This window comes from Streptomyces sp. NPDC056738 (assembly GCF_042790435.1).
In the GTDB taxonomy this organism is placed as follows: Bacteria; Actinomycetota; Actinomycetes; order Streptomycetales; family Streptomycetaceae; genus Streptomyces.
This window is the reverse complement of the sequence record NZ_JBHTZF010000001.1, coordinates 603,760-629,371: the sequence shown is the minus strand read 5'-3', so window position 1 is coordinate 629,371 and position 25,612 is coordinate 603,760. Positions and strand designations below refer to the sequence as shown.

Annotated in this window: 20 protein-coding genes; 10 read left to right on the top strand and 10 right to left on the bottom strand. The window is 72.0% G+C overall.

Annotated elements, in window-relative coordinates; genetic code table 11:
* The first annotated feature begins 52 nt into the window (after positions 1–52).
* On the top strand, positions 53–1,342 hold the full coding sequence (locus ACFRIC_RS02555; protein WP_382778635.1) for a hypothetical protein: 1,290 nt from the start codon (positions 53–55) through the stop codon (positions 1,340–1,342).
* A gap of 76 nt (positions 1,343–1,418) precedes the next feature.
* Here the strand turns inward: ACFRIC_RS02555 and ACFRIC_RS02550 are convergent, their stop codons facing one another.
* Both ACFRIC_RS02550 and ACFRIC_RS02545 read right to left on the bottom strand, forming a co-directional pair.
* Positions 1,419–1,988, bottom strand: a complete 570-nt coding sequence (locus tag ACFRIC_RS02550; RefSeq protein ID WP_382778634.1) for a hypothetical protein — start codon at positions 1,986–1,988, stop codon at positions 1,419–1,421.
* A 53-nt stretch (positions 1,989–2,041) separates the two neighbouring features.
* Positions 2,042–2,983: a helix-turn-helix domain-containing protein gene (locus ACFRIC_RS02545; RefSeq protein ID WP_382778633.1), complete on the bottom strand. Its 942-nt coding sequence runs from the start codon at positions 2,981–2,983 to the stop codon at positions 2,042–2,044.
* Positions 2,984–3,229: 246 nt separating this feature from the next.
* Between ACFRIC_RS02545 and ACFRIC_RS02540 the strand changes: the two genes are divergently transcribed.
* Entirely contained in the window at positions 3,230–4,759 is a 1,530-nt protein-coding gene (locus ACFRIC_RS02540) for an MFS transporter (RefSeq protein WP_382778632.1), read from the top strand.
* 28 nt (positions 4,760–4,787) lie between these two features.
* Here ACFRIC_RS02540 and ACFRIC_RS02535 read toward each other — a convergent pair whose 3' ends face one another.
* Positions 4,788–5,822: a helix-turn-helix transcriptional regulator gene (locus ACFRIC_RS02535; protein WP_382778631.1), complete on the bottom strand. Its 1,035-nt coding sequence runs from the start codon at positions 5,820–5,822 to the stop codon at positions 4,788–4,790.
* Between the two features lie 185 nt (positions 5,823–6,007).
* The gene (locus ACFRIC_RS02530) at positions 6,008–6,382 is read right to left on the bottom strand and encodes a hypothetical protein (RefSeq protein ID WP_382778630.1); all 375 of its coding nucleotides are present in this window, start codon (positions 6,380–6,382) and stop codon (positions 6,008–6,010) included.
* Positions 6,383–6,698: 316 nt separating this feature from the next.
* On the opposite strand from ACFRIC_RS02530, the gene ACFRIC_RS02525 reads away from it, so the two are divergent.
* Positions 6,699–8,231, top strand: coding sequence for an MFS transporter (locus ACFRIC_RS02525; RefSeq protein WP_382778629.1), 1,533 nt, complete (start codon positions 6,699–6,701; stop codon positions 8,229–8,231).
* A 30-nt stretch (positions 8,232–8,261) separates the two neighbouring features.
* On the opposite strand, the gene ACFRIC_RS02520 is transcribed toward ACFRIC_RS02525, so the two are convergent.
* Entirely contained in the window at positions 8,262–9,188 is a 927-nt protein-coding gene (locus ACFRIC_RS02520) for a pyridoxamine 5'-phosphate oxidase family protein (RefSeq protein WP_382778628.1), read from the bottom strand.
* Between the two features lie 4 nt (positions 9,189–9,192).
* Positions 9,193–9,885, bottom strand: a complete 693-nt coding sequence (locus ACFRIC_RS02515; protein ID WP_382778627.1) for a hemerythrin domain-containing protein — start codon at positions 9,883–9,885, stop codon at positions 9,193–9,195.
* Between the two features lie 337 nt (positions 9,886–10,222).
* Here ACFRIC_RS02515 and ACFRIC_RS02510 point away from each other — a divergent pair, with 337 nt between their 5' ends.
* Both ACFRIC_RS02510 and ACFRIC_RS02505 read left to right on the top strand, forming a co-directional pair.
* Positions 10,223–13,840 carry a BTAD domain-containing putative transcriptional regulator gene (locus ACFRIC_RS02510; protein ID WP_382778883.1) on the top strand — a complete coding sequence of 1,206 codons (3,618 nt, stop codon included), beginning with the start codon at positions 10,223–10,225 and terminating at the stop codon, positions 13,838–13,840.
* A 30-nt stretch (positions 13,841–13,870) separates the two neighbouring features.
* Positions 13,871–14,389, top strand: coding sequence for an adenylate kinase (locus tag ACFRIC_RS02505; RefSeq protein ID WP_382778626.1), 519 nt, complete (start codon positions 13,871–13,873; stop codon positions 14,387–14,389).
* An 88-nt stretch (positions 14,390–14,477) separates the two neighbouring features.
* Here ACFRIC_RS02505 and ACFRIC_RS02500 read toward each other — a convergent pair whose 3' ends face one another.
* A complete protein-coding gene (locus ACFRIC_RS02500) occupies positions 14,478–15,326 on the bottom strand; it encodes a GNAT family N-acetyltransferase (RefSeq protein WP_382778625.1) in 849 nt (282 codons plus the stop codon).
* Between the two features lie 237 nt (positions 15,327–15,563).
* Here ACFRIC_RS02500 and ACFRIC_RS02495 point away from each other — a divergent pair, with 237 nt between their 5' ends.
* The 3 genes from ACFRIC_RS02495 (at position 15,564) to ACFRIC_RS02485 (ending at position 20,145) form a co-directional block, all read left to right on the top strand.
* On the top strand, positions 15,564–16,307 hold the full coding sequence (locus tag ACFRIC_RS02495) for an alpha/beta fold hydrolase (RefSeq protein WP_382778624.1): 744 nt from the start codon (positions 15,564–15,566) through the stop codon (positions 16,305–16,307).
* Between the two features lie 179 nt (positions 16,308–16,486).
* Positions 16,487–16,837 (top strand): trypco2 family protein, encoded by a 351-nt coding sequence (locus ACFRIC_RS02490; protein WP_382778623.1) that lies wholly within the window; start codon positions 16,487–16,489, stop codon positions 16,835–16,837.
* Entirely contained in the window at positions 16,834–20,145 is a 3,312-nt protein-coding gene (locus ACFRIC_RS02485) for an NACHT domain-containing protein (RefSeq protein ID WP_382778622.1), read from the top strand. The genes ACFRIC_RS02490 and ACFRIC_RS02485 overlap by 4 nt, the downstream gene beginning before the upstream one ends.
* A 36-nt stretch (positions 20,146–20,181) precedes the next feature.
* On the opposite strand, the gene ACFRIC_RS02480 is transcribed toward ACFRIC_RS02485, so the two are convergent.
* The gene (locus tag ACFRIC_RS02480) at positions 20,182–20,790 is read right to left on the bottom strand and encodes a TetR/AcrR family transcriptional regulator (RefSeq protein WP_382778621.1); all 609 of its coding nucleotides are present in this window, start codon (positions 20,788–20,790) and stop codon (positions 20,182–20,184) included.
* Between the two features lie 195 nt (positions 20,791–20,985).
* Between ACFRIC_RS02480 and ACFRIC_RS02475 the strand changes: the two genes are divergently transcribed.
* Together ACFRIC_RS02475 and ACFRIC_RS02470 are read left to right on the top strand one after the other, a co-directional pair.
* Positions 20,986–22,113 (top strand): FAD-dependent oxidoreductase, encoded by a 1,128-nt coding sequence (locus ACFRIC_RS02475; protein WP_382778620.1) that lies wholly within the window; start codon positions 20,986–20,988, stop codon positions 22,111–22,113.
* 107 nt (positions 22,114–22,220) lie between these two features.
* Positions 22,221–23,216 carry a phosphotransferase family protein gene (locus ACFRIC_RS02470; protein WP_382778619.1) on the top strand — a complete coding sequence of 332 codons (996 nt, stop codon included), beginning with the start codon at positions 22,221–22,223 and terminating at the stop codon, positions 23,214–23,216.
* Positions 23,217–23,335: 119 nt separating this feature from the next.
* Here the strand turns inward: ACFRIC_RS02470 and ACFRIC_RS02465 are convergent, their stop codons facing one another.
* Positions 23,336–23,695, bottom strand: a complete 360-nt coding sequence (locus ACFRIC_RS02465) for a hypothetical protein (protein WP_382778618.1) — start codon at positions 23,693–23,695, stop codon at positions 23,336–23,338.
* A 142-nt stretch (positions 23,696–23,837) separates the two neighbouring features.
* Positions 23,838–25,550, bottom strand: a complete 1,713-nt coding sequence (locus ACFRIC_RS02460; protein ID WP_382778617.1) for a serine/threonine-protein kinase — start codon at positions 25,548–25,550, stop codon at positions 23,838–23,840.
* Positions 25,551–25,612: the final 62 nt, after the last annotated feature.

Below are 25,612 nucleotides of genomic sequence, written 5' to 3'. Positions count from 1 at the left end.
CGGACCGCTTGCGTTGATGATCAAGAAACCCCTAGTTTCCCCTGCTGTGACCATGACACGCAGAGCGATCATCAAGGGACTCGCCGCCGCCCCGTTCGTCGGAGCCGCGGGCAGCGTTCTCTCCGCCTCCCCGGCCCAGGCGGCCACCATCGACGCCGGCCAGTTCAGCCTCACCGCCCGGACCTCCAACAGCTACGGCGAGTTCGCCGATCTGACCGCGGGTCTGGCGACCAAGCTGCCCACGGTGGACGCGACCACCGTCATAGCCGACATGAACCGCAGCGCCACCCACCTGACCAGCGCCCCCAGCACGTCCGAGGCCTTCCAGACGGGCTTCGCCTGGGACTCCGACGACCAGGCGGTCGACTACTGGATTCCGCAGGGTGTCACCACCAGCGCGGACGCCTACGGCGACGGCACCTACCCCGACGGCGGCACCGACCGCGTCGTCCTCGCCTCCTGGTACTTCGAGGACAACCCCGACGGCGACACCAACCCCGACGGGACCCCGAAGCCCAAGTACGCGCTCGACAAGGGCCTGCGCCTCACGTTCGTGAACTACAACAACGAGTCGGCGCCGAAGTACCGGCACGTGCTGCTGGTCGAGCCCGTGAAGACCGCGGCGGGGGAGTTCTCGTTCAACCCGATCCGCAAGCACGCGGGCGGCATCATGTGGTACGGCAACCTGCTCTACGTGGTGGACACCTACAAGGGCCTGAGGGTGTTCGACCTCAACACCCTCTTCAAGGTGCCGCTGACCGAGAAGGACGTGTGCGGTCTGCACACCGACGGGCAGTACTACGGGTACGGGTACCAGTACGTCCTGCCGCAGAGCCACGCCTACGACAACGCGGGGAAGTACCTGCGCTACACGGCCATCGGTCTCGACCGCGCCAGCACCCCCGACAGCCTGGTGATCAGCGAGTACTCCCTGTCCGGCACGGTCAGTTACACGGACGGCACCTTCAACGGCACCGGGGTGAGCACCACCACGCCCAAGGTCGTCCGCTGGGACCTCGACTACACCGACCGGCAGCTCGCCTCGCTCACCGCGACGGAGGCCGTCACCGTCGGCCAGCAGAAGATCCAGGGCGTCGTGTCCCGCAACACCAAGCACTACCTCTCCGCCAGCGACGGGCCCTCCACCAAGGGGACACTGCGCACCTTCACCTCCGGAGGCTCGACGGCGAGCGCGGTGTGCGACCTCGTCATCGGCTGCGAGGACCTCAGCTACCACAGCAGCGGAGCGTCCAACTGGTCGTTCGGCGAGTCCGTGATCTGGAACGTGGGCGAGTACGTCAACAAGCGCTACGTGTACGCGGTCCACGCGGACGGTTCCTGACCCCCGCCGCCAGGGCCGGCCCCGACAGGACCGGCCCTGACGGCTCGCGGAAGCCTCGGAAAGCGGCGGTGTCGTCTCACCTCGGCCAGGGTCCGCGACGCCCGAACAGGCGATGCCGCAACGGGGAGCGCCTCTCGTGCCACCGTGCCCAGATGAGTTCCTCGTTGGAGGGACCGTTGAACCGCTGCGAGACGCCCGCGTAGGCCTGCAGGAGACTCAGGAGGTTCGGGTCGACGTCCGGAAACTGGCGTTCTCGCTCCACGAACGGTGCGATCGCTTCCCACACCTTCGTGATCCGGGCCCGCGCCATGACGATGGCGGCGGTCTCGTCGATGACGCCCAGCGCGTAGAGACCGGCGAGCGTCTGGAAGAAGTAGGCGACGCTGTACACCGCCGTCTTGGCGGCGGGTGACAGTCCTCGGAGTCCGCCGTCCGGCGCATGCTCACGGTTGAGATCGCGGAGGACGTAGGCGTACTGCTCGTGCAGCTCCGCGGAGCGGAACTCGGCGAGCAGATCCATCAGCGCGGGTATGTAGTTGGCCTGCCGGGCGATCTGCACCTGCCGAGCCCCGAACCACATCGAGGCGACGACGGCTATCACAGAGATCGAAATGGCCAGCAGATTCAAAAGGGTGGCCCCGTCCACGAACGCATCGTAGAGCCGCGGCCCCAGCCCGGCCAGAGTGCGGGGGCGGGGGCTCAGCCGGCCGAGGCGGGGGCCGGGGCCGGGGTGTCGGTGAGATACGGATCGTCGGCCGGCTCCGGATGGTCCGAGCGGGCCGACCGCGGTCGCGTCTCCGCGGGGTCCAGGCGGAGCATGGCCGCCTCGTCCGGGGTGCCGGGTGCGGCCTGGTAGACCACCATCCGCTGACCGCCCGTCCGGGCCAGCCGCATGACCTCGTACGTCAGCGTCATCGCTCCGACCCTCGGATGCCGGAAGGACTTCTGCCCGCCCCCGCGTTCGCAGACGTCGTACCGCTCCCAGAGCCCAGCGAACTCCGGTGACTTCAGCACCAGTTCACCGACGAGCGTGGTCAGCTCGGGGTCGTCCGGATCCGCTCCGGCGACCGCCCGCAGATGCGCCACCGAGAGCGCGACCGTCTCCTCCCACGGCTCGTACAGCGTCCGGCCGACCGGGTGGAGGAAGAGGTAGCGGGTCAGATTGCGCTGCTCCTCGGGCCAGTCCCAGAGTCCCGGCAGCAGCCGCCGGCCGGGTGGATTCGCGGCCAGTACCCGGTTGTAGCGGCTCACCACGTAGGCGGGGAGCGGACGCATCGACTCCAGCATCCGCGCCACCGACTCACGCACCGTGTGATCGGCGGAGGCGGGCAGCTCGCCGACCCGCCCGGAGGCCAACTCCACGAGCTCGTGCAGGCGTTCGTAGCCGTCGCCGCGCAGCCGCAGGGCCCGGCCGAGCCCGTCCACGACGGCGGGGGAGGGATTGGTCTCCCGGCCGCGCTCCAGACGGATGTAGTAGTCGACGCTCACCCCGGCCAGCGCGGCCAGCTCCTCCCGGCGCAGCCCGGGGGTGCGGCGCAGACCCGCGCCGGCCGGCAGGCCGACGTCCTCCGGCCGGACCTGTGCCCTGCGGGCCTTCAGATATCTGCCGAGTTCGGTTCCCCGCGCGTCCGTCGCTGCCATTCGGCCCATTCTGGCAGGCCGGCCGGGAACGTGGGGGGCCCTGTCAGACCCTGGAACGCCGCACCCCGGGAACAGGCCGGTCTGCCGGACCGCCGCGCGGAGGCGGAGAGTTGAACCCGAAGCGGGCGGCCCGACCGCCGAGGCCCAGGGTGTGCGAGGCACAGGGCCGCGGCCCCGGCGGTCCGGAGCCGCCCGCCGACCCTCCCCGACCACGACCGGTTCCTGCTGCCTGCCGAGGAGTTCATCATGCGCACCCCTGCCCCTTCAGCGGCCTCCCTTCCTTCTTCGGCCTCCGTTCCTTCTTCGGCCTCCGTCCCTTCAGCGGCCGCCGCGACCGCCCGCGGACGCGACCCGCGGTCGTCGGCGTCCACGCTGAGGCGAGAACGTCCGCACGGGTCCCGACCAGCGAACCCGGCCGCCGACGCGGCCACCGAGCCGCCGCGTGGGCGCGCCGCCCTGATCGCGGCCCTGCTCGGCTTCACGGTGATCACCATCGACGTCTCGGCCGTCAACATCGCCCTGCCCGCCATCGGCACGTCCCTCAGCGGCGGGATGACCGGACTGCAATGGGTGGTGGACGCGTACACCCTGATGTTCGCGGCCCTGATGATCTCCGCCGGCGCCCTCGCCGACCGGGCCGGCGCCCGTCGCGCCTACGGCTGGGGCGTGGCCCTGTTCACCCTCGCCTCCCTCGGCTGCGCACTGGCGCCCGGCATCGGCGCGCTGGTCGCCGCGCGCGTCGCGCAGGGCGGCGCCGCCGCGATCGTGATGCCGGCCTCGCTGGCGTTGATCCGGCAGGCGTACGACGACGCCCGGGCCCGCGCCCGCGCCATCGCGCTGTGGACCGTCGGCGGCTCGGTGGCGATGGCCGCGGGTCCGGTACTGGGCGGCCTGCTCACCGACTCGGCCGGCTGGCGGGCGGTCTTCCTCCTCAACCTCCCGGTGGGCGCGGTGATCCTGGGCCTGCTGGTCCGGGTGCCGCGCTCCGCGCGCCGGCCCGCCGCGGTCGACGCCGGCGGACAGCTCACCGCCGTACTGGCCCTGGCCGGGCTGGCCTTCGCGGTGATCGAGGGCGGCCACCTGGGCTGGACCAGTGGTCCCGTCGCGGCGGCCGCCGCGCTCGCCGGCGCCTCGGGGTGCGCCTTCGTCGTCGTGGAGGCGCGGCACCGTTCGCCCATGGTCCCGCTGGGCATGCTGACGGACCGCCGGGTGGCCGTCCCGCTGGCGGTCGGCTTCGCCGTCAACGCCGCGTTCTACGGCGGGATCTTCCTCCTCGGCCTGTACTACCAGCAGTTGCGCGGAATGTCCGCGATCGAAGCGGGGCTGATGTTCGTCCCGATGTCCGCGGTGGTCACGGCGACCAACCTCGTCTCACCGCGACTCGCGGAGCGCACCGGACGGCGACCGGTGATCGTCGCCGGACAGGTGATCTTCACCGGAGCGATGCTGGCCATGTTGCCGCTTGCCGCGCACACCCCCGTCCCGCTGGTCCTTCTCCTGCTGCTGCCGCTGAGCGTCGGCGGCGCGCTCGTGGTGCCCGCGCTGACCGCACTGCTGATGGACGCGGTCCCGGGAGAGCGGGCGGGGACGGCGTCGGGCCTGCTCAACTCCTTCCGGCAGACCGGCGGTGCGCTCGCCGTCGCCCTCTTCGGCGGGCTGCTCGCCGGATCCGGCGCGGACTTCTCGCTGCCGGGCATGCGGACCGGCCTGCTCGCCGTCGCCGCCCTGCTCACCGCCACCGCCGCGCTGTCCCGCCTCCTCCTGCCCCGCGGCTGACCGGAGAGGTCGACACGGGACGGCCGGATCACAGCGAAAGGCTCGACAGGAGTTCCTCGCGGCTGTTGACCCCCGTCTTTCGGTAGATCGCCTTGAAATGATCGTTGACGGTGTGCGGGGAAAGGTTCAGACTGCGCGCGATCTGCTTGACGGCGAGACCGTCGAGAGCCCGCCGGATCACCTCCTGTTCCCGCGAGGTGATCCCGTACAGAACGGCCGCGGCGGGCAGCAGTACCTCGGACGAGGCGGACTGGATGGTCACCGCGACACCGCCGAGATCCGCGTCGTCGAGCCGCTGGGCCTCCAGCACGATCCACCCGTCGGGGCCGGGAATACGGCTCAGTGCTTGACGGCCCGGCTGCCGTGCCATGAGGGCGATGTTCCAGACATGCGCGAATATCTCGCTCTCGTCGGCCGTCTCGGCGTCCTGGACGAGTTTACTCACCCATTCATGGCCGGTCCGCGTCACCGCCCTGATCCGGTCGCTGCTGTCGATCACCACAATTCCGGGCGGGGGTGCGCTGCGAACGGGACGCAGGAAACGACCGGCGACATACCGCTTCAGCGCCTCCGCCAGTGGGGCGGCCAGTCGGCCGGCGTTCACCGCGTCGGTCTTCGAGAAGGGTCTGCTGGCTCTCGCCCGCAGCAGTACCAGCAAGCCCCAGGTCAGCCCCTTGAGGGCCAGCGCCACCCGCAGCTCGCTGCCGACGTCGGTCGTGCTCATGATCTCCTGGTGCCGGACACGGTGCCGCCCACTCGGCGGGTCGGATTCAAGGACCGCGACAGGCCGGCCGTTTTCGACCAACGCCGTCAAGGTGTGCTTCCCGTGGCCGAGGATTTCCGCCGATTCCAGTTCACGGTAGAAGGCCGCCGCATAACCATGTTCTTTCGTAAGAAAACATGCCGCGCCCGTGATCGGATCGACTCCCCTCAGCATGTATCCGTCGTGCGGTACGAGGGGCGCGATCTGCCGCGAGATCACGGCACCCAGTTCAGGGATTGTCGTCGCTTCCGCCACCGCGGGCGCCAGGGAACGGGCCGCCTGTTCCACGTCCGAATTCATGGAAGGAGTGTGGATCTGGGTCGCTCGACGAGCATGGATTCGCCCCACGTTGGCCGAGAGGTGACACTCCTTGGCGCGTATACGCCAAATTCATCGGACATCGGAATTGGAGGTTTCCGTTCCCGCCCTTTCGGCGCGGCCGCCCGGTCCGCACGACCGCGGACCGGGCGACCGGGATCATTCCGTCAGCACTCCGGAATCGCCCCGTCGTGGAATGCCTCGTTGCCGTCCACGTACGCCCCGAAGGTCCACCCCGTGACGAAGAGTTCCTGGCCCGTGGTGGCGGTGTACCGCTCGGACACCGTGTGGTACCAGACGTTCCCGCGGTTGCTGATGTTGTCACCGCGGTCCCAGCAGTCGGCGACGATGGCGTCTCCGGACCGCAGGTCCGGCACGCCCACCTTGCCGTTGCGGGTGTGCGGGGTCTTGAAGACGCCCGCGCTGTCACCCACGTGGATCAGCGCGTTCGCGGCGGACGCGCTGCCGACTCCCAGGAACAACACGCCGGCGCTCAGCGCCGCGACGACGGCGCCACGACGCGGCAGGACCCTTTTCATCATGTGCTTCCCCCTGATCGTTCCTCGGCACTGTGGTGCCGGGCTCGTGCACCGTGGTCCGGAGCACACCCAGGACGATGCCCTGGACGGAAAACCGCGTGAATCCCCCAGAAATCGGGGGGTGACAAGCGCACGCGGATGAGCCTGCCGGTCCGCGGAGCGCGGTGACGTGACCTCCGGGCCGGGTGTACTGTCGGAACACTGGAAGTAGAAACGTGTGTTCGCTTCCGGCCGTCGACGCAGGTCGACCGAGCCGAGGACACACGCGCATACGCGGTACCGGACGGGCCGCCACTTCTTCACATCGAAGGAGTGCGCCGTGCATACCCGTCGTCCCGGAGCCGCCGAGAAGGCCCCTGCTCCCCCCGACACCTCCCGCTCACCACGCCCCCTCCGCGCGGGTTCACCACGTTCCCTCCGTGACGCCGCGGTAGCCCTCGCCGGCCTGTCGGCGGTGTTCCTGTTCGAGATGCTCGACAACTCGATCCTCAACGTCGCGTTGCCGACCATCGGTCGTGAGCTGTCGGCGTCGACGACCGTTCTGCAGTGGGTCACGGGCGTGTACGCCGTCGTCTTCGGCGGGCTGATGCTGGCCCTCGGCGCGCTGGCCGACCGGGTCGGCCGCCGCAAGGTCATGCTGGTCGGGCTGGTGCTGCTGGGCGGGGCGAGCCTGGCGACCGCGTTCGTCACGACCGCGGGCCAACTCATCGCCGTCCGCGCGGCGATGGGCGTCGCGGCAGCGATGACCACACCGGGTTCCCTCGCGCTGGCGTTCCGCCTCTTCGACGAGGACGGGCTCCGCGTCCGCGCGACCACGCTGATCTCGACCGTCGGCCTGGTCGGACTCGCCGTCGGACCCACGGCCGGTGGCTTCGTGCTCGCGTTCGCTCCCTGGCAGATGCTGCTGCTGGTGAACGTGCCGATCGCCGCACTCGCCTTCGTCGGCATCCGGCGCGGCATCCCCGCCGACACGGCGGACGAGTTGCACCGGGACCCGATCGACGGTGCCGGTGCCCTGCTCGGCACGGCCACGATCGTCCTGACGCTCGTGACGCCCACGCTGTTCCTCGACGCGGGTGCCGCGTCGCCGCTCCCGTGGCTGACGACGGCGGCGGCCGTCGTGACGGCCGTGCTGTTCGTCGTCCGCCAGCGGTCCGCCCGCCATCCGCTGCTCGACCTCGAACTCGTCGCCCGTCCCCTCGTGTCGAGCGGCCTGGCGTTCAAGGCGGCCGCAAGTCTCGCGACGGCCGGTCTCGGCTACCTCGTGACCCTGCAACTCCAGCTCGACCTGGGCTGGACACCGGCCCAGGCGGCCCTGGGCATGCTGCCGCAGGTCGTGGTGCTCATCGCGGGCGGTGCGCTCATCGGTCCGCTGGTCACGCGCGTCGGGCTCGACAAGGCCGCCTGGCTGAGCGCGGGAGCCGTCGTCTGCGGGCTCGCCGTCTACGGGCTCCTGGGCCGCTTCGGCTACGGGTGGATCGCGCTCGCCCTCATGCTCGTCGCCGCCGGGATGCGCGTCGTGGGTGTCGTCGCCGGGACCAACGTGATGCGCGGACTCCCGGCCGACCGCACCACCATCGGCTCGGCGCTGGTCGACACCGCCGGTGAGGTCACCACCGGCATCGGCATCGCGGTCGGCGGGACCATCCTGGCGGCGCTCTTCACCGGCGACATCGCCACATCGCACTGGAGCACTCACCAGACCGCACAGTTCCGCGACGCGATCTCGTGGGCGGGCCTCGCCCTCACGCTCCTGACCGCGGGGCTGGTGGGATGGGGCATCACGCGGGCCCGCCGCGCCCCGGGCGGAACGACACGATCACCCGCGACCACTCCGCCAGAGGGAGCTTGAGGGAGGATCGGGGCGCGGCGGGCGCGCGGGTCAGCCGCCGTCGCCGCGGCGTGCCTGGCGGGCGAGGGCCCGGAACTCCTCCCAGCGCACCTGGGGCCGTTCGAGCCCGCGGCGGCGCAGATAGCGGGCCGTGGCCCGGCGGGTCGTGCGCAGCACGGACACCGCCTCGCTCGCGCGGCCCGAGCCCATCGGCTCCACCACGCCGGCCGGAACCAGCAGCAACCCGCCCTGCGTGGCGCGCAGTTCGCCGCGTACGAGCGCGTTGTGCATGTTGTTGAGGCGCTCGTCGTGCCGGTGCACCAGCAGGGAGGCGGGGCCCGGCACGGCCGCGCAGTCGGCCGGCACGTCCACGGCGAAGCCGCCGTCGGCGGGCACGGGCCGGGTGCGCGCCAGCACCGGCGCGCCGGTGGCGTCACGGGCGGCGAGGACCGCCGTCGGGTAGCGCGCGAGCAGCCCGGCGCCGGGCAGCGGACCGTCCTCCCGGTCCGGCGACTGTGCCGCGGCCGGCAGCGGCGGCCGCACCACGACCTGGTCGGGGGTAACCGTGATCAGCAACCGCAGGTAGTACCAGTCCATCAGCAGGTTCAGCGGAGCAAGGACGTACGACCTGCTGTGCGGCTGCCGTTCGAACAGCATCCGCCAGTAGTCCTCGGCGCCCTGAGGACCCGTCATGATCTCGTCGGGGCACTCGGCGCGCCCTCCGACGAAGATCTGCCGGGGCTCCTTCAGCCCGCTGCCGGTCGGTTCGGAGAAGAGCAGCGCGACACGGCCGTCCCGGCGGATGTTCAGCGCCTTCTGGGCGAACGCGAGGGACGTGCTCAGCAGCAGCGTCCCGTCCGGGCGGCGGCGTACGGCCGTCGGCCACGCGAGAGGGGTGCCGTCCCGGCCCAGAGTGGCGAACTCGCAGGTCCGGTAGGCGTCCAGGACGTCGAGCGGTGCGGAGTCGAGGAGGGACATCGCGCTACTCCCCGGCCAGCGGGGCGCGCATGGCGGTGCGGTAGGCGGCGTACTGACGCCGTCCCAGGGCCCGCCACAGCAGCCTGCCGATCAGCGGAACCCGGCCGAGGAAGTAGGCCTGTTCCTCGGCCGTCGCCTCCTCCAGGATGGCGCCCAACGCCAGCATCCGCTTGTTCTTCGGTATGCCGTCCATGCCCCGCTCACCGACCAGGTCCCACTCGGCGACGGTCAGATGCCCGGCGACGAGCGGCAGGACCGACCGCTCCTCCTCGTCCAGGTGGACCAGCAGCGCCGCCCGGTGCGCGTCCAGGGCCAGGGCCAGCTCCTCCCCGGAGATCCGGTCGGCGGACCGCTCCCACACGGGGAGCCACTCGGCGACCACCGCGAGCGTGCGGTCGATCTCCTCGTGCTGGAGCCGCATCCGGCCCACGAGTTCCTCGTCGTGCGGGGCACGGGTCCGCAACAGCGGCCAGATCAGCTCGTCCTCGGCGTGGTGATGGTGGTGCAGGCCCATGGTGTAGTCCCGCAGCGCCCCGGCGATCCGCGTCCCACGGGCCGTGTCCCCGTCCGGCACGGCCCGCACCAGCCGTGGCAGCGTGGCCGACTCGCGGCGGAACACCCGGTGCACCACGACCATTTCGTGGGTATGAGGACGCTCGGCGGTGGACGACGCGCCGTGGCTGCTGTTGACGGACATGCTCACTTGCTCCAACGATCGGATGGGTACGAAGGCCGCCCCAGCGTCACTTGCTCCGCTTGGCGTTCACTTGGCGCCGGTCTTGGCGGTCCGCCTCCGCGCACTTCTGGCGCCCGGGGCCGGGCCTGACAGGCGTCCGAAGCGGCGGGCGTTTATCGTCCGTTGACGGAAGACACGCAGGTCTCGGGTAAATTCGGCGGGCGTGCTGCGCTTGCGAGTCCTGGGTCCGCTGGGCGCCGAAGTCGCCGGGAAACCGGTCGCCTTGGGTGCTCCACGACAGCGCGCCGTCCTTGCGCTGCTGATCGCCGCCCGCGGCAGCGTCGTACCCGTGGACCGTATGACGGACGCGCTGTGGCGGGGCGAACCACCGGCCAAGGCGCTGGTGTCCCTGCACGCCTATCTGTCGAACCTGCGGCGCTGCCTGGAGCCGGGACGGCCGCCCCGCACCCCGGCCACCGCCCTGGTCACGGCCTCGCCCGGGTACGCCCTCACACTGCCCGTGGACGCGGTGGACGCGTGGCGGTTCGAGACCTGGGTCGGCCGGGCCCGCGACGCTCCGGCCGAGGAGGCGCGGGTACGGCTGGCCGAGGCGCTCGGCTGGTGGCGGGGGCCGGCCTTCGCGGGGCACGCGGACGAACCCTGGGCCGCCACCGAGGTCGCCCGGCTCGACGGACTGCGCGCCGAGGCACGCGAACTCGCCGTCGCCGCCGAGATCGCCACCGGCCGGGCCGCGCAGGCCGCGTGCGACGCGGAGGGGCTCGTCGAGGAGAGTCCGCTGCGCGAGGAGGGCTGGCGGCTGCTGGCCCTGGCGCAGTGGGCCTGCGGCAGACAGGCCGACGCCCTGGCCTCGCTGCGCCGTGCCACCGCCGTGCTGCGCGACGAGATCGGCTGCGATCCCGGCCCCGCCCTGCGGGAGTTGGAACGCGCCGTCCTCACCGGACGGTTCGACCTCCTGCGCGCGGCGACCCCGGAAGCCGCCCAGCCGCACGCGCCGACCGTCCAGCCGCTCGTACCAGGTGTCCTGCGACTCGCGCCGGCCGATCCGCCGTTCGTACGGGCCGCTCTACCGCTCGCGCCGACCGTCCAGCCGCCCGTACCGGGTGTCCCGCTGCTCGCGCCGGCCGATCCACCGTTCGTACCGGCCGCTCTACCGCTCGCCCCGAACCTCCATCCGCCCGTACGGGTCGCCCAGCCGCCTGGACCGAACCTCCATCCGTCCGTCCCGGCCGCTCTACTGGTCGAACCGACGGACCAGCCGCCTGCACCGGCCGCTCTGCCTCTCGCACCGGCCGCTCTGAAGCTCATGACCGCTGCCGCTCCGTCCGTAGCGGGCGCCTTGCCGCCCGGATCCGTTGGCGGGCTGCCGGCGCCCGCCGTCGTGCCGCCCTCACGGGCCGCCGCGCCGCCCGCCCGTATCGCCCCACCGTCCGCCGGACCCGGCCTGTTCGTCGGCCGGAGCGCGGAGTTGCGGGCCCTGGACGCCGCGGCCCGGGCCGCGTGGCAGCGCGGTGGCATCGTGCTGATCACCGGTGAGGCCGGTGCGGGCAAGTCCGCGTTCCTCGACCAGGCGGCCGCCCGGCTGAGACGGTCCGGCTGGCGCGTCGTGATCGGGCGCTGTCCCGAGTACGAGGGCGCCCCGCCCGCCTGGGCCTGGGTCGAGGCGCTCGGCGCGCTCGCCCGCGAGGTGCCCCCGGCCGCACCGGACGAACTCGCGGTCCTGTTGCGGGAGTCGGGGGACGGCCCGGCCGTCCCCGCCGGGGACGAGGCGGCGGCCGGCCGTTTCCGTATGCACCGGGCCTTCACCGCCTGGCTGCGCCAGGCGGCCGGTGGGACGCCGCTCGCCGTCCTGCTGGAGGACGTGCACCGCGCCGACGCCGAGACGCTGGCCCTCGTCGAGGCCGCCGCGGCGGTCACGGGCGTCCCGCTGCTCACCGTCGCCGCCTACCGCCCTTCGGACGGCGGCGACCATCTCCTCAAGACCCTGGCCCAGTTGGCCCCCGCCGCCCCGCACCGGATCGCGCTCGGAGGTCTGGCCCCGCAGGACACCGCGACCCTGGTGGAATCGGTCTGCGGAGGACCGGTCGACCAGGCGACCCTGGCCGCGCTCGCCGAACGCACTGGGGGGAACCCCTTCTACGTCCGGGAGAGCGCGCGCCTCCTGGCCGACGAAGGGGCTCTGGTCGCCGTCTCCGAGGTGCCCCAGGGCGTACGGGACGTGCTGCGCAGGCGCCTCGCGCTGCTGCCCGGCGCGGCCCGGACGGTCGTACAACTCGCCGCCGTGCTGGGCCTGGAGGCCGAGGCCGGTCTGCTCGTCGACGCCTCCGACGGGGAGGAGGACGAGGTCCTGGACGGACTGGACGCGGCACTCGCTGCCGGACTGCTGGCCGAACCGGGCCCCGGCCGTGTCCGGTTCGTCCACGCCCTCGTGCGGGACACCGTCTACGCGGACCTGTCCGGCGTACGACGAGCACGCCTGCACGCCCGCGTCGCACGGCTGCTGCGCCGGCACCGCCCCGGTGAACTCGCCGCCCTGGCCCATCACTTCGCGCACTCGGGCAGGACGGAGGACGCCCCGCTCGCCGTCGACTACGCGCTGCGGGCCGCCGAGGCCGCCGAACGCCGGTACGCCCACGACGTCGCCGTCACCCTGATCCAGCAGGCCATCGACACCCACACGACGGCGGCGGGCGAAGGCGCTCCGCCGGACCGGCTGATCGAGCTGCTGGTCCGCCTCCTCGGCGCCCAGGTCCGTACCGGCGCCACGGACGCCGCCCGCCGTACCCGGCGGCGTGCGGTCGAACTCGCCGAGCAGGCCGACCGGGGTGACCTGGTGGCGGCCGTCTACGGCGCCTGGACCGAACCCACCCCCTGGCGCAGCCGGCTGGACGGCCCCTACGACCGGACGACCCTGGCCCGCCTCGAACGCCTCGCGCGCGACGAGGAGTTGGACGGGCCCACGCGAGCCCGGGTCCTCCAGGTGCTCGTCGACGCGGTCGCGGGCGAGGACGCTCCCCGCGCCCTGGAGGCGGCCCGCGACCAGCTCGCCCTGGCCCGCACGGACGGTGAACCACGGCTGATGGCGGCCGCGTTGATGACGTCGGCGAGGCTGCTGCCGCACGAGGCCCACGCCGAGGTCCGGCCCCCGCTCACCGAGGAGCTGCGCGACCTCGCGCACGCCCATGACCTGCCGGCCTACCGCTGGGTCTGCGAGCACCTCGACGCGATGACCGCCGCCGCCCGCAACGACCCCGCCGCGGTGCGCCGCCACACCGCCGAGGGGCTGGTGCTCGCCCGCCGCTACCGTCTGGTGTGGGCGCAGGGGCTGAACGCCGCCGCCTCCGCGATGCTGGCCGCCGTCACCGGCCGTTTCGACGCGGCGGAGGCCGCCTACGCGGAGGCCGACACCCTGCTCCAGCGGGTCGGAGCCCATCACGCGGCCGGGCTGCGCACGCTCGGCCTGATCAGCATGCGACTCCTCCAGGACCGCGCGGCCGACATCGAGCCGTTGGTGGACGCCGTGTACGAGTCGGCCGGGAGCTCGGTCTCGGTGGCGCGGGCCCTGGTCCTGGCCCGCCTCGGCCGGCTCGACGAGGCGCGAGCCGTACCCGTGCCCCCGGACCCGATGCGCGACCACCTCTACGGTCTCGAACTGGACTTCCGTGCCCAGCTCGCCGTGCTCCTCGGCGACCACGAGGGCGCGGTGGCGCTCACCGCTCACCTGGAGCCACTGCGGAACCAGCTCGCGGGTGCGGCCGGCGTCGCCTACGCGAGCCGACCCCTGGCGCACGCCCTCGCCGACCTCCACCGCTTCCTCGGCGAACACCGACGGGCGGCGGACGCCTACGCCCTGGCCGAGCGCACGGCGCGCGCCTGGGGATCGGCCCATCTCGCCGAACACGCCGCCCGCGCCGCCGCGCACCTGTCGGCCGAACACAGCCGCCGACGCACCCTCTAGGACCCCAGGGGTGCCGGATAGGCTGCCGTCGTGGAGCGGATCTTGGTGGTGGGGGTCACGGGCGCGGGGAAGTCCACGCTCGCGCGTACGCTCGGCGAGCGGCTGGGGCTGGCGTACCACGAGATGGACGCGCTCTACTACGACGGCCCCGGCTGGTCCGTGAACGGCACGTTCGCCGAGGACGTGGCGCGGCTGAGCGCGGAGCCCCGCTGGGTGGTGGACTCCCTCGGCCACCCGGAGGTGCGCGATCTCCTGTGGGGCAGGGCGGACACGGTGGTCTGGCTCGACTATCCGAGGCACGTGGTCGCGCCCCGCGTGGTGCGCCGCTCGCTGCGCCGCTCCGCCCGTCGGGAGACCCTGTTCGGTGGCAACCGGGAGACCTGGCGGGGGTGGCTGAGCCGGGAGCACCCGGTCTGGTGGTCCTGGTCGCAGTACGCCACCCGCCGCCAGGAGCTCGAACGCCGAACCCGTGACCCGCGTTTCTCCCCGCTCACGACTCTGCGCTTCGCCCACCCGGACGAGACCTCCGCCTGGCTCGCGGCTCTCTGACGTCCGGCGGTCCTGCTTCTCACCGCCCCCACGTCAGAGAGTTCCGCGATCGAGGGGCCGCGCCCGGGCGGGAGTTGCCGGAGCGGACCTATGAGGCGGGTTCGGCGATCAGTGCCGTACCGATCCTGCGGAAGCCGAGTCGGGCGTAGATTCGCGCGACGTCGTCGTCACCGGCCGACAGGAAGACGGTGTCCACGCCCCGCGACCGGGCGTCGGTCACCAGGGCCGCGGTGACCGCGTGGGCGAGCCCGCGGCGGCGGGCCGAGGGAAGCGTTCCGACGCCGACGACCTCGCTGATTCCCGCGAGCGGCTGGTGCTGTCCCGCGCACAGTGCCACCCCTTGCTCGACAGCCGCGGCGACCACGGTCAGACCTGCCTCGACACGCCGTATCGCTCGTTCCACCGTTCCGTCGGCGACGCAGGCCTCGACCGCTTCCGCCAACTGCGCTGTTCCCGCGAGACCGACGCGGGTTCCGGGCTCGGCGAAAGCGAGGTGAGGGACGGCCAGGGCGCTGGGCAGCGTCGGATCGTCCGCGCCCACGATCCGTACCGACGCGGTACCGGACGACCTCTCCACCGGGGCTGCCGGTGTGAAGGGATCGAGCACCATCAGCGGATGCTCGTGGACCACGAGCCCCGACTCCTCGACTGCCGGCCGCAGGGTGGGCGTGGTCTCGGCGACCCATTCGAAACTCTCCGGGATCCCCAGCTCCCGCTGCCGGGCACGGACCCTTCGCACGTCGGCGGTCTCCACGGGTCCGGACCATCCCCGTGCGGGTCGTGCGTAGAACGGCCAGCCCTCTCCCTCCCGTACGAACAAGGTGAGCGGCCCGAAGTCCTCGGCACGGGCGCCGTGGCGCGGGACCGCGTCGTAGTACCCCTCGAGCCGGTCCAGCGAGGCCCGCTCGGGATGATCGTCGAATTCAGCAGAAGTCACGCCGGGCATCCAAACAACAGGGCGTCACCGACGCCACTCATTTCCCTCCGTCCGCACGGTCGAGGGCACGGCCCGGCCATCCCGTTCCGTACGCCCGGGTGCGAAGGCCGCGTGCCTGCCGGGCACCGACCGTCACGACAGGCGCCCCGCGCCGCGCCGGCAACGGCTGGAATCTCCCCCCAGGGGAGGTCCTACGGTCCTGACCGACCACACAGGACGCTTCGAAAGAGGTCTGTCATGACGACGTTTCTGCTGGTGCCGGGACTTTTCATGGGCGGCTGGGCCTGGGAGGCCGTGGCCGCCGAGCTGACCGCGCGAGGGCACCGGGCGCTTCCGGTCACCCTGCCCGGCATGGCTGAGCGGGCGGGGGAGATGGACCCCGCGGGCGTCGGACTCGGCGAGCACGCCGACGCCGTGGCGGCGCTGTTGGACGCCGAGGGCCCGGGGATCGTGCTGGTGGCGCACAGCTACGGCATCTTTCCCGCCCTCGCGGCGGCCGACCGGTACCCCGGACAGGTCGCCCGGGTGGTGTTCGTGGACACCGGCTTCCCGGAGCCGGGTGAGTCGGTGGTCGCACAGATGCCGCAGCTCGGCCTGCTCGACCGCGCCCTCGACGGCGTCATCCCGGTGCCCGAGGAGATCCCGGCGGTGCACGCCGTCCCGCCGGCGGAGCGGGAGCGCTACCACCGTCTCGCCACCCCGCAGCCGGTCCGGACCGTCACGGAGCCGATCGAGCTGACCGGCGCCTGGCTCAAGCTCCCGACCACCGGGGTCTTCTGCCTCGCGAACGGCCTCAGCCTGGAGCTCGCCCGCACCCTGCACGGCACCGGCCTGCCACGGTTCGCCAAACTCGCCGAGCCCGGAGTCACCTTCTTCGAACTGCCCACCGGCCACTACCCGATGCTCTCCACCCCGGTGGAACTGGCGGACGTACTGACGCGCGCGGCGATCGGAGAGGGCGTCGGCCTGTACGAAGGCTGAGCGCCGAGATCGGCCTCCGAACCGTCACCGGGCCGGACGGGGAGCACCGGGCCGGACGGGGAGCACCGGGGCAGCACCGGGGGTGGTGGGGGCGCCGGGGAAGACGGTCTTGCTCGGCCACGCCTCGGGGCTCATCATGATGTGTCCCAAATGCTGTGTCCGGGGGAGGAGTTGGCGAGATGTGGTTCTCTCGTGGCAGACCGGACGACGGTCCCGCCGGGACTTCCGTCGAGCTGGTGGCCGCCGTGGAGGCGCTGCGTACGCAGATCACGGAGGCGGCCGCGTCCGACCCCGACTCGGACGTCCGATTCCAAGTGGGCCCGATCCAACTTGAGTTCACCGTCACGCTGACCCGTGACCGGACCGCCAAGGGCGGGGTCAGGGCGTGGGTCGTCTCCGCCGACGCGGAGCGCAAGCGGTCCGCGGCGCACACTCATCGGGTGACGCTCAACCTCACGCCGGTGTCCGCCGCCACCGGCGAGAGCCCCGAGATCCGCAACACCGACTCCGTCCACCGCATCGTCCGATGACCGCCGCCGTCCGGCACCCCAGCCGCCTCCACCTGGTCGCCCTGATGACGGGAGACGACCAGGTGCGCGGCAGCGGTTACCTCCTCAACAGCCGTGTGGTCCTGACGGCCGGCCACGTGGTGGACGACATTCCGGCCGAGGACCTCCGCGTGTGCCGGCTGCACACCCTGCGCGTGACGACCGCGGAAGTGGTCAGGATCGAGAAGGACATCGCCGTACTCCTCACGGCGGAGGACCTTGCCGCACCGGACGAGCTGACCGCGGTGCCGCTGCGCGAGCTGGCGGCGGACGCGCACTTCGACTCCTGCTCGGCCCTCGGTCTGCCGGCCGTGATGACGCGCGCGACCGCCGGAGTCGCCCCGCTCGAGGCGGCGTTCAAGGTGGCGCCCAACAGCGGGGACAACCACGGCTACCTCTCCCTCGAACTCGACGGACACGCGCCGACGGGCCAGGAACCCTGGAGGGGGATGTCAGGCGCGCCGGTGTTCCACGCGGGCCGCTGGCTGATCGGCGTGGTCGTGCGGGACTCGACGGGCTGGAACCACTCCCGGCTGGAGGCGAGCCCCATCAGCGCCCTGTTCCAGGGAGCGCCGCTCGCCGACGCACTGTTCCGGGTCCGGCCCTCGCCGCCGCTCACGGAGTCGGACGCACGCGACGCCGCGTTCCTGGACAGGTACCGCAGCGACACGATCCGCCGCTACGGGCACATCGAGCTGTTCGGGCTCGGCCTCCAGGGCCACCTCGAGGACGACATCGGCATCGACCACGCGTACGTGAGCCTGCGCGCGGGCGTTCCGTCGCTCCGCCTGTCGTCGAGCGCCGAGCAGACCAGACCGGTCGAGCCCCTGATCGCGAAGAACTCGAGGCTGCTGCTGAGAGGCAGCCCGGGAGCGGGGAAGTCCACCCTGCTCGAGTGGCTCGCCGTCTCGATGGCGCGCGGCTCGTGCAAGGGCGAACTCGCGCCGTTCAACGACCGCATTCCCTTCCTGCTGCGTCTGCGGGACATGTACGCGCCGCGATGGAAACGGGTCGAGGGACGCGACGGGGTTCCACCGCGGATCGGGCAGTTCCTCGAGTTCAGCGGGATGGCGAGTGACGTCGCCCCGCCGGACGGGTGGATTCGCCGGATGCTCGGCCAGGAGCGGGCGCTCCTGCTCGTGGACGGCCTCGACGAGGTGCTGGAGGGGCACCGGGACGGCGTGCTGCGCTGGATCGGCGATCTCCTGCGCGAGTTCCCCGCCCTGCATGTCATCGTGACGGGACGCCCCGAGGCGCTGCAGAACTGGTACCCGCCCGCCAGCCTCGGTTTCGTGGAGCTCAAGCTCGTCGAACTCGACGCCGACCAACGGGCGGAGCTCATCCACAAATGGCACCGGGCGGCCATTCTCGGGGTCAGCGCCTCGCGGCTCACGGACGAGGAGCGAGACCGGCGCATCGACCGTCTGTCCCGGTACGAGATCTCCCTGACCCGCCACATCAACGCGTCGTCGGATCTCTCCGCGCTCGCCGCTACCCCGCTGCTCTGCGCCGTGCTGTGCAAACTGCACGAGGTCCACGGCACCCGGCTCCCGCGGTTCCGGCAGGAGCTGTACGCGCGGACCGTGGACATGATGCTCGGGCTGCGCGACGCGGACCGCGAGGTGCCCGAGCCGCTGCCGGGCCTGGACATCGATCAACGCAGGGCGGTTCTCTCCTGGATCGCCGGCTACCTGACGGCGGAGGGCGAACGGGAGATCACCCTGTCGCGCTTCGACGAGAAGGTGCGGAGCCGGCTGCCGAGTCTGGGACGGGAGCCCGGCGCCCACACGCCCGGCGAGATCCGCAAGGCCCTGCACGAGCGGAGCGGGCTTCTCGTCGCCCCGGCCGAGGACACGTTGCGCTTCAGCCACCGCACCTTCCAGGACTATCTCGCGGCCACGGATCTGGTCGCCCAGCGATCCTTCGGTCAACTCGCCGGTCACGCCGGGGAGGAGATGTGGGACGACGTGCTGCGCTTCGCCATGAGCCAGTGCAACCTCGCCGACACCCGCGAGTTCGTCGCCCAGTTGCGGCGCAAGGCACGACTGGTGACCAACCGGGATCAGCGTGCCCGCATGCGGCTGGCCGCGGCGTCGTGCATTCCCTACGCGGTGCAGATGGAGGAGGAGGACCGCGGAGCCCTGATCGCGGGCGTCGCCAAGGCCTTCCGGGCCGCGGCGAAGGAGGAGAGCATGGCACTCACAGCGGGGCCGGAGAAGACTCCGTCACAACCCACGGGGTCCGCGGACGAGGGGCTCCCGCACAAGACCGACCGGTACGCCTCGGTCGGCCCCGACCTGCTCTCCGCTCTGCAACGCGACTTCGACTGGCAGGACATGGACCTCTGCCGGAGCGCCGCCCAGCTGGCCGGCAGACTGGGTGGTTCCGAGGCCCTCGCCTTTCTGTCCCAGATGCCGTTCGAGCAGCGGAAGAAGCTCGCCTCGGTCCTCGTCGGCATCTGGGAGAACTGTCCGGGTCAGGAATACGCCGATGCCGTGCTCGCCGGTCTGGACGTCTCCCGGCTGGTGGCCGACTCGACCGCGCAGCTCGGCCAGGCCCGCGTCCTGGGTTCGGTCGAGGGTCTGACCGTACGTGTGGCGGTGCCGCTCGACGAGGTCGTCGACTTCGCCAACCGTCATCGGACCACCTTGCTGAACTGGACGCCCACGGCCCTCAGGTACACCAAGTCCTTCGATCTTCTCGGCGAGGTACGGGGGCTGACCAGCCTCCTTCTCGGCATCGCCCCGACCACGAGTGACCCGCTGTTCCTCGCCTCCATGATCCTCAGACCCCATCGGGAGTACGAGAAGCTCCGGTTCACCCTGCCCGCGCTGCCCGGGGTACGGGATCTGGCGCTCACGTCCATGCCGCTCGACTGGCAGGCCCATGTGACCGAGTGGACGAGTCTGAGCCAGGTCTGGCTCACCGGCTCCGCGGTCGAAGGGATCGGCATGCTCGAGGCACTGCCCGCCCTCACACAGTTGTCCGTCTCCTGCGAGGCCCGGGAGTTCAGCCTGCCCTCGGGTCTCGGCCACGGCGGAGTGAACCACCTCGGGCTCATGGTGCACGCGGATCACGGGCTCAAGGAGATCGACCTGACCCGCCTGCCGGCCGTGTTTCCGGCCCTGCGCCGACTCACGCTCGGTGTCACGGGGCTCGGCTGGGAGGCCGATCTGACGGGGCTCGAGCGCATGCCGGACCTGCGGATCCAATGCGTCGGCACGCCACGGAACCACCCCGGTGTCCGTGGCGCCGAGAACTTCCCGAAGGACCGCATCAAATGGGGCTGACGCGGTCGGCGCCTCACCTCCGGTGAGATCGCGGTCTCAGGTGAGTTCCCGCCAGCCGCTGTCGAGCAGGTCGAAGGCTCTCGTGATGACCTGCTGAGGGTCGTCATGGGAGCGGGCGGCGTGTGGTGCTTCGAGGGCGAAGTGGGCCAGGGCGGTACAGGCCGGATCGCCCGCGGGGAGGCCGCTCTCTTCGGCGATCACCTCGGCGAGCGCGGTGGTGTGGCGGAGCCACATGGCCTGGTGGTAGTCGCGCAGCGCCGGTGTGCTGTTCACCAGAGCGAGGAAGGTCGTGAAGCGGGGATCGCTGTCGGCGCCCGCTCTGCGGTGGTGCAGCGCGTGCTCGCGCAGGGCGTTTGGGATGGACTGACCGGCGGTCCGCTCGCGTACGGCGGCGAGGAGGTCGGCCTCCTGATCGGCCTCCTCGTCGAAGACCAGCGCCTCCTTGACGGGGAAGTGCTTGAACAGCGTGGTGGTCGACACGTCCGCGGCGTCGGCGATCTCACGGATGCCGACGTCGTCGTACCCGCGGTCGAGGAACAGGCGCAGGGCGGCATCGGCGATGGCCTGGCGGGTGGCCGCCTTCTTGCGCTCGCGACGCCCCACGGGGGCAGCAGCGCCATCGCTCGGGCGGGTGGCTTCAGGCATGGAGCAAATCTAGCATCATTGGTTGCCTCGCTCAAAAAGTTGAGTCGTTGCACTTATGGACTCGGTGTGCTTTTCTGTTGTGGTGGCCGCGAGGCAGTGCCCGGCCCCGACACCCGCACCGCATTTCCCGCTGTGCGAACGGAGCGATCAGTCCCGCCCGCGGCAGATCCCCTCTCTCATGAACGGAGCACCACCATGAACACCGAACGCACCCCCCGCATCGCCATCGTCGGAGCCGGTCCCGGCGGTCTGACCTGCGCCCGCATCCTCCAGCGGTACGGCATCGGCGCCACGGTCTACGACCACGAGACCGGCCCGGAGGCCCGCAACCAGGGCGGCACGCTCGACCTGCACGAGGACAACGGCCAGATCGCGCTGCGCGAGGCCGGGCTGCTGGACGACTTCTTCCGTATGGCCCGCCCCGAAGGGCAGGAGATGCGGCAACTGAACCACGCGGCCGGCACGATCGGCTTCCACCACGTCCCCGAGGCGGGCGAGCGGTTCAAGCCGGAGATCGACCGCGGGCAACTGCGCGACCTTCTCCTGGACTCCCTCCAGCCCGGCACCGTGCGCTGGGGCCACACCCTGCGTTCCGTCGACGGCCCCTCTGAGGGACCCCGGCTGCTGCGCTTCACCGACGGCACGACCGTCGAGGCCGACCTCGTCATCGGAGCCGACGGCGCCTGGTCCAAGGTGCGCCGCCTTCTTTCCGACGCGACCCCCCAGTACACCGGAATCAGCTTCCTCGAAGCGTGGTTCCACGACGTCGACGACCGGCACCCCAACATCGCCGCACTCGTCGGCCAGGGCAGCGCCGCGGCGGCCGACGGCGAGCGCGGGCTCTTCGCCCAGCGCAGCAGTGGCGACCACATCCGCGTCTACGTCATCCAGCGCGTCCCCGCCGACTGGATCACCGCCGCCGGCCTCACCGCCGAGGACACCGACGGCATCCGGAACCTCCTCCTCGACCGCTACCGCCGCTGGTCGCCCCGCCTGCGGCGGATGCTCAGCCACAACGACGGGCTCTACGTCGACCGTCCGCTGTACGCGCTCCCCGTCCCGCACACCTGGGAGCACGACCCCACCGTCACCCTGCTCGGGGACGCCGCCCACCTGATGCCCCCGCTGGGCGTCGGCGTCAACCTCGCCATGCTCGACGCCTGCGAACTCGCCCTCGCGCTCGCCCACCACGAGACCATCGGCGACGCCGTCCTGGCCTACGAGAAGACCATGCTGCCCCGCTCCGCCGACATGCAGCAGGCACTCGACGGCCACGCCGCCGACCTGCTGTCCGACGAACCGCACGGCCCCGACGGCCACTGACGGCCGTTCGCACCGCCGAACAGTCGTGAAGGACGGACTCCATCACCTTGTTGTGACGGCCCCCGTGCGGAGGATCGGCCTCCCGCCGTGCCGATAGCCTCCCCTGTGTGATCAGGAGTGAGGGCAGCGCTCGAGACGGAGACGGCGGCGGCGACCGACTCGAGGCGGACGGGTGGGGCGCGACCCGAGCGTGGGTGGAGAAGCGACTCGCCCCCGGCGAGCGGATGGAAGGTGCCGAGCGCCTGCGCGGCGGCTGGACCTCGCACATGCGCAGGCTCCGCGTCTCCGGGCCGGACGGCCGACGGGCCCTGGTCCTGCGCTCCTTCGAGAAGCCCTTCTTCGTACGGCACGCGAACGGTCTTCTCTCCCGCGAAGCCGCGATGCTGCGCCTGCTCGGAACCACGTCCGTCCCCGCGGCCGAGCTCGTGGACGTGGACGCGGCCGGCACGTACTGCGACCACCCGTCCTTGCTGATGTCGTCGCTGCCCGGGGCCGTCCGTCTGGACGACCGGGGCGCCGAGCGCCGGGCCGATCTCCTTGCCTCGCAATTGCTGCGCATCCATCGGGTCGAAGTCTCCGCGGAGTCGAGACCGCGGACTTGGGAGGCCTGGACCTCACCGGAGCGGGTGACGCTCCCCGAGGCCACGGTGCGGCCGGAGTTGTGGCAGCGGGCCGTCGACGTCATCCGGCAGGATCCTCCGCATCACCAACCGTGCTTCCTGCACCGTGACTTCCACCCGGGCAACGTCCTGTTCGAAGGCGACGGGAACGACGTACGCCTCAGCGGTGTGGTCGACTGGGTGGAGACCTCATGGGGCCCGGCGGATCTCGACGTGGCCCACTGCTCGACTGCCCTGGCCCTGCTGCACGGTGTTCCCCTGGGGATGAGCTTCGCGGACCGGTACCTCGCCGTGGGAGGGCGAATTGCCGAACGGCACGACGCGCATCTGTACTGGCGGCTCCTCGACGCCCTGGCCTTCGCGCCGGACGCGGAGAAGGTCGCCGTCCCCTGGCGCGAACTCGGCCGCACCGATCTGACCCCGGCCCTGCTGACCTCCAGGCTCGAGGCCTACATCGCCGCTCTGATGGAGCGCTACGCGTAGGTTCCCTGCCCGACGCCCACCCGCACGTCAGGGTTCGAACGTTCGGCATGGCGGTGGACGCCGAACCGGGGGAGTGGGGACGCGGACGCAGCGCCGCGCGTCCCGGGCCGAGCCGGACGTCACTCCTCGTCGTGCCGGGTGAGACGCCCGTCGGCAAGGCGCCAGTGGTGCTGGTGCGGCGTCTGTCGCCAGGTCTCGTCGGCGGCGCCGGCCCGCGCGATCCATGCGTGGAGTTGGGGGAGCGCACGGGCCTTCAGGAGGGCGCGCGTGGCGGCGCGTTCCGTGGCATCGACCGGGTGGACGTCTATACGGAAGCCGACCGTGTCCGGATGGATGCCGCGGCCGTGGTTGCGCGAGAGCGGAGCGACCCATGCCACGCCCAGGACGATGGGCTCACCGCCCTGCCCCGTGAGGAAACGCAGGTCCGACACGCGGCTCATGTACGGGCCGAGGCATTCCTCGACGTCGGTGGTGCTCAAGGGCCAGGAACGGTGGCGGGGCAGTCTTCGATCGCGCGCGGGCATGCCCCGCAGAATGGCAGACGGCCGCCGCCGGCTCACACCGGTTTGAGGCCGGGGCGGCAGCCGCGGCGGCCGGCGGCGGTCGGGGCGCCACCGCGCGCTACCGCCCGTCGTCCCCGTCCAGCAGTCGCCGAAGCTTCCACGACGTGCCCGGGTCGGGCAGGACGAATCCGCCCGGGGCCTGCGAGGAGTACGACAGCTTCCGCAGGGCGGTCGACGGGAACGGCCAGCAGGTCTCGACGGACCAGTGCACACCGCTCAGGTCCGCGCCCGCGAGGTCGGTGCCCCGCAGGTCGGCGCCCGACAGATCGGCTCCCCTCAGCCGGGCGTCGCGGAGTGAGGCGCCGTGCAGGATCGCGCCGCGCAGGTCGGCGCCCTTCAGGTCGGCGTCGGACAGCACCGCGGATACGAGGTTGGCCTCCGTCAGACGGGCCCCCGCCAGGTTCGCCTCCGTGAGGTGGGTCGTGTAGAGCTGGGCGTTCGACAGGTCGGCGCCCACCAGGTTCGCCGAGCCGAGGTAGGTGCCCGCGAGGTCCGCACCGGCGAGGTGGGCCTCCCGCAGATCGGCGAACGGCATGAGGGCGAAAGAGAGTTGAGTGCCCGTCAGGCGCGCTCCGGCCAGCCTCCCTTGGATGAGGACGGCGCTGTCGAGGTTCAGGCCGGACAGGTCGATGTGGGCCAGCAGGCCTTCCGGGAGGTAGACCAGGTCCTCGACGAGGTGGCGCAGTTCCTTGACGGCGGGTGTACGCGGGTCGCGGCACGCCTCCCGGTGCCCGCGCTGCCAGTCGGCCAGTTCGCGGACACGGTCGAGGCCGGACAGTGACATCGGCATGACCCGTGTCCGGGCCACCGCGCCGCCCCGCACGGGGGAGGGCACCACGCCGTCCAGCAGGACGGTCGAGTCGTACGGGGGAGGGGTGCCGGGCGTGTCCCCAGGGCCACCGGCGCCCCCGCCGGGCGGCGTGGGGGCGTCGGACCCGAGGCCGGCCGGTCCGTGCGTCCTGCTCCACGCGTCCATCGCGGCCCCGACCATGGCGCGCGCCGTTCCCGCGTCGGCGGGCCGGTCCGCCCGCTCCGGGGCGAGCAGCGCGAGGACGAGTCCGTCCACCTCGGGAGGCAGCGGCTCGCGGGAGTGCAGGGAGGGCGGGGTCGGCAACTTCCTCTCGTAGAGGCCGCCGCAGTCGGGGCGGGCGCCGGTCAGCAGTTCGTACAACACGCAGCCCAGGGCGTACAGATCGGCCCTGCCGTCGGTCGTTCCGGGCGCGCCGAGCTGTTCGGGTGCCATGTAGGCGGGTGTTCCGACGGCCTGGCCGGCGAGGGTGAGCGGGTGCGCCTGGTCCGGCTCCCGGACGAACCGGGCGATGCCGAAGTCCAGGAGCTTGACGGTCCCCGTGGGGGTGACCATCACATTGCCGGGCTTGATGTCACGGTGCAGCAGTCCGGCGGCGTGCGTGACCTCCAGGGCCCGGCAGATCTGCCCGGCCCAGTCCAGGATCAAGGGCACCGGCGCACCGGCGGCGGCCCGGTCCAGGGTGTGACCGGCGACCAGCTCCATGACCACGAACACCGTGCCGTCCGCGTCCTGCCCGTAGTCGAGCACCGCCACCACCCGCGGATCCCATATCCGCCCGAGCGCTCTGGCCTCCGAGGCGAGCCGTTCCTGCGCGGCCGGCACACCGTACGCGGACGGCAGCACCTTCAGCGCGACCGTCCGGCCGATCCGCTCGTCCTCTGCGCGCCAGACGACCCCCATGCCGCCGCGCCCCAGCACGTCCTTGAGCCGGTACCGCCCGGCGAGCAGTGCCTGTGTCATGGCTCCCCCTCGAAACAAGTAACACCGCGCAACAGATAGCGTCGCACTGAGGAGAATTCTCG

Coding starts and splice junctions, on each gene's coding strand:
- ACFRIC_RS02555 (WP_382778635.1), top strand. CDS start 53: ATGACACGCAGAGCGATCATCAAGGGACTCGCCGCCGCCCCGTTCGTC.
- ACFRIC_RS02545 (WP_382778633.1), bottom strand. CDS start 2,983: ATGGCAGCGACGGACGCGCGGGGAACCGAACTCGGCAGATATCTGAAG.
- ACFRIC_RS02540 (WP_382778632.1), top strand. CDS start 3,230: ATGCGCACCCCTGCCCCTTCAGCGGCCTCCCTTCCTTCTTCGGCCTCC.
- ACFRIC_RS02535 (WP_382778631.1), bottom strand. CDS start 5,822: ATGAATTCGGACGTGGAACAGGCGGCCCGTTCCCTGGCGCCCGCGGTG.
- ACFRIC_RS02530 (WP_382778630.1), bottom strand. CDS start 6,382: ATGATGAAAAGGGTCCTGCCGCGTCGTGGCGCCGTCGTCGCGGCGCTG.
- ACFRIC_RS02520 (WP_382778628.1), bottom strand. CDS start 9,188: ATGTCCCTCCTCGACTCCGCACCGCTCGACGTCCTGGACGCCTACCGG.
- ACFRIC_RS02515 (WP_382778627.1), bottom strand. CDS start 9,885: ATGTCCGTCAACAGCAGCCACGGCGCGTCGTCCACCGCCGAGCGTCCT.
- ACFRIC_RS02510 (WP_382778883.1), top strand. CDS start 10,223: ATGACGGACGCGCTGTGGCGGGGCGAACCACCGGCCAAGGCGCTGGTG.
- ACFRIC_RS02495 (WP_382778624.1), top strand. CDS start 15,564: ATGACGACGTTTCTGCTGGTGCCGGGACTTTTCATGGGCGGCTGGGCC.
- ACFRIC_RS02490 (WP_382778623.1), top strand. CDS start 16,487: ATGTGGTTCTCTCGTGGCAGACCGGACGACGGTCCCGCCGGGACTTCC.
- ACFRIC_RS02485 (WP_382778622.1), top strand. CDS start 16,834: ATGACCGCCGCCGTCCGGCACCCCAGCCGCCTCCACCTGGTCGCCCTG.
- ACFRIC_RS02480 (WP_382778621.1), bottom strand. CDS start 20,790: ATGCCTGAAGCCACCCGCCCGAGCGATGGCGCTGCTGCCCCCGTGGGG.
- ACFRIC_RS02475 (WP_382778620.1), top strand. CDS start 20,986: ATGAACACCGAACGCACCCCCCGCATCGCCATCGTCGGAGCCGGTCCC.
- ACFRIC_RS02460 (WP_382778617.1), bottom strand. CDS start 25,550: ATGACACAGGCACTGCTCGCCGGGCGGTACCGGCTCAAGGACGTGCTG.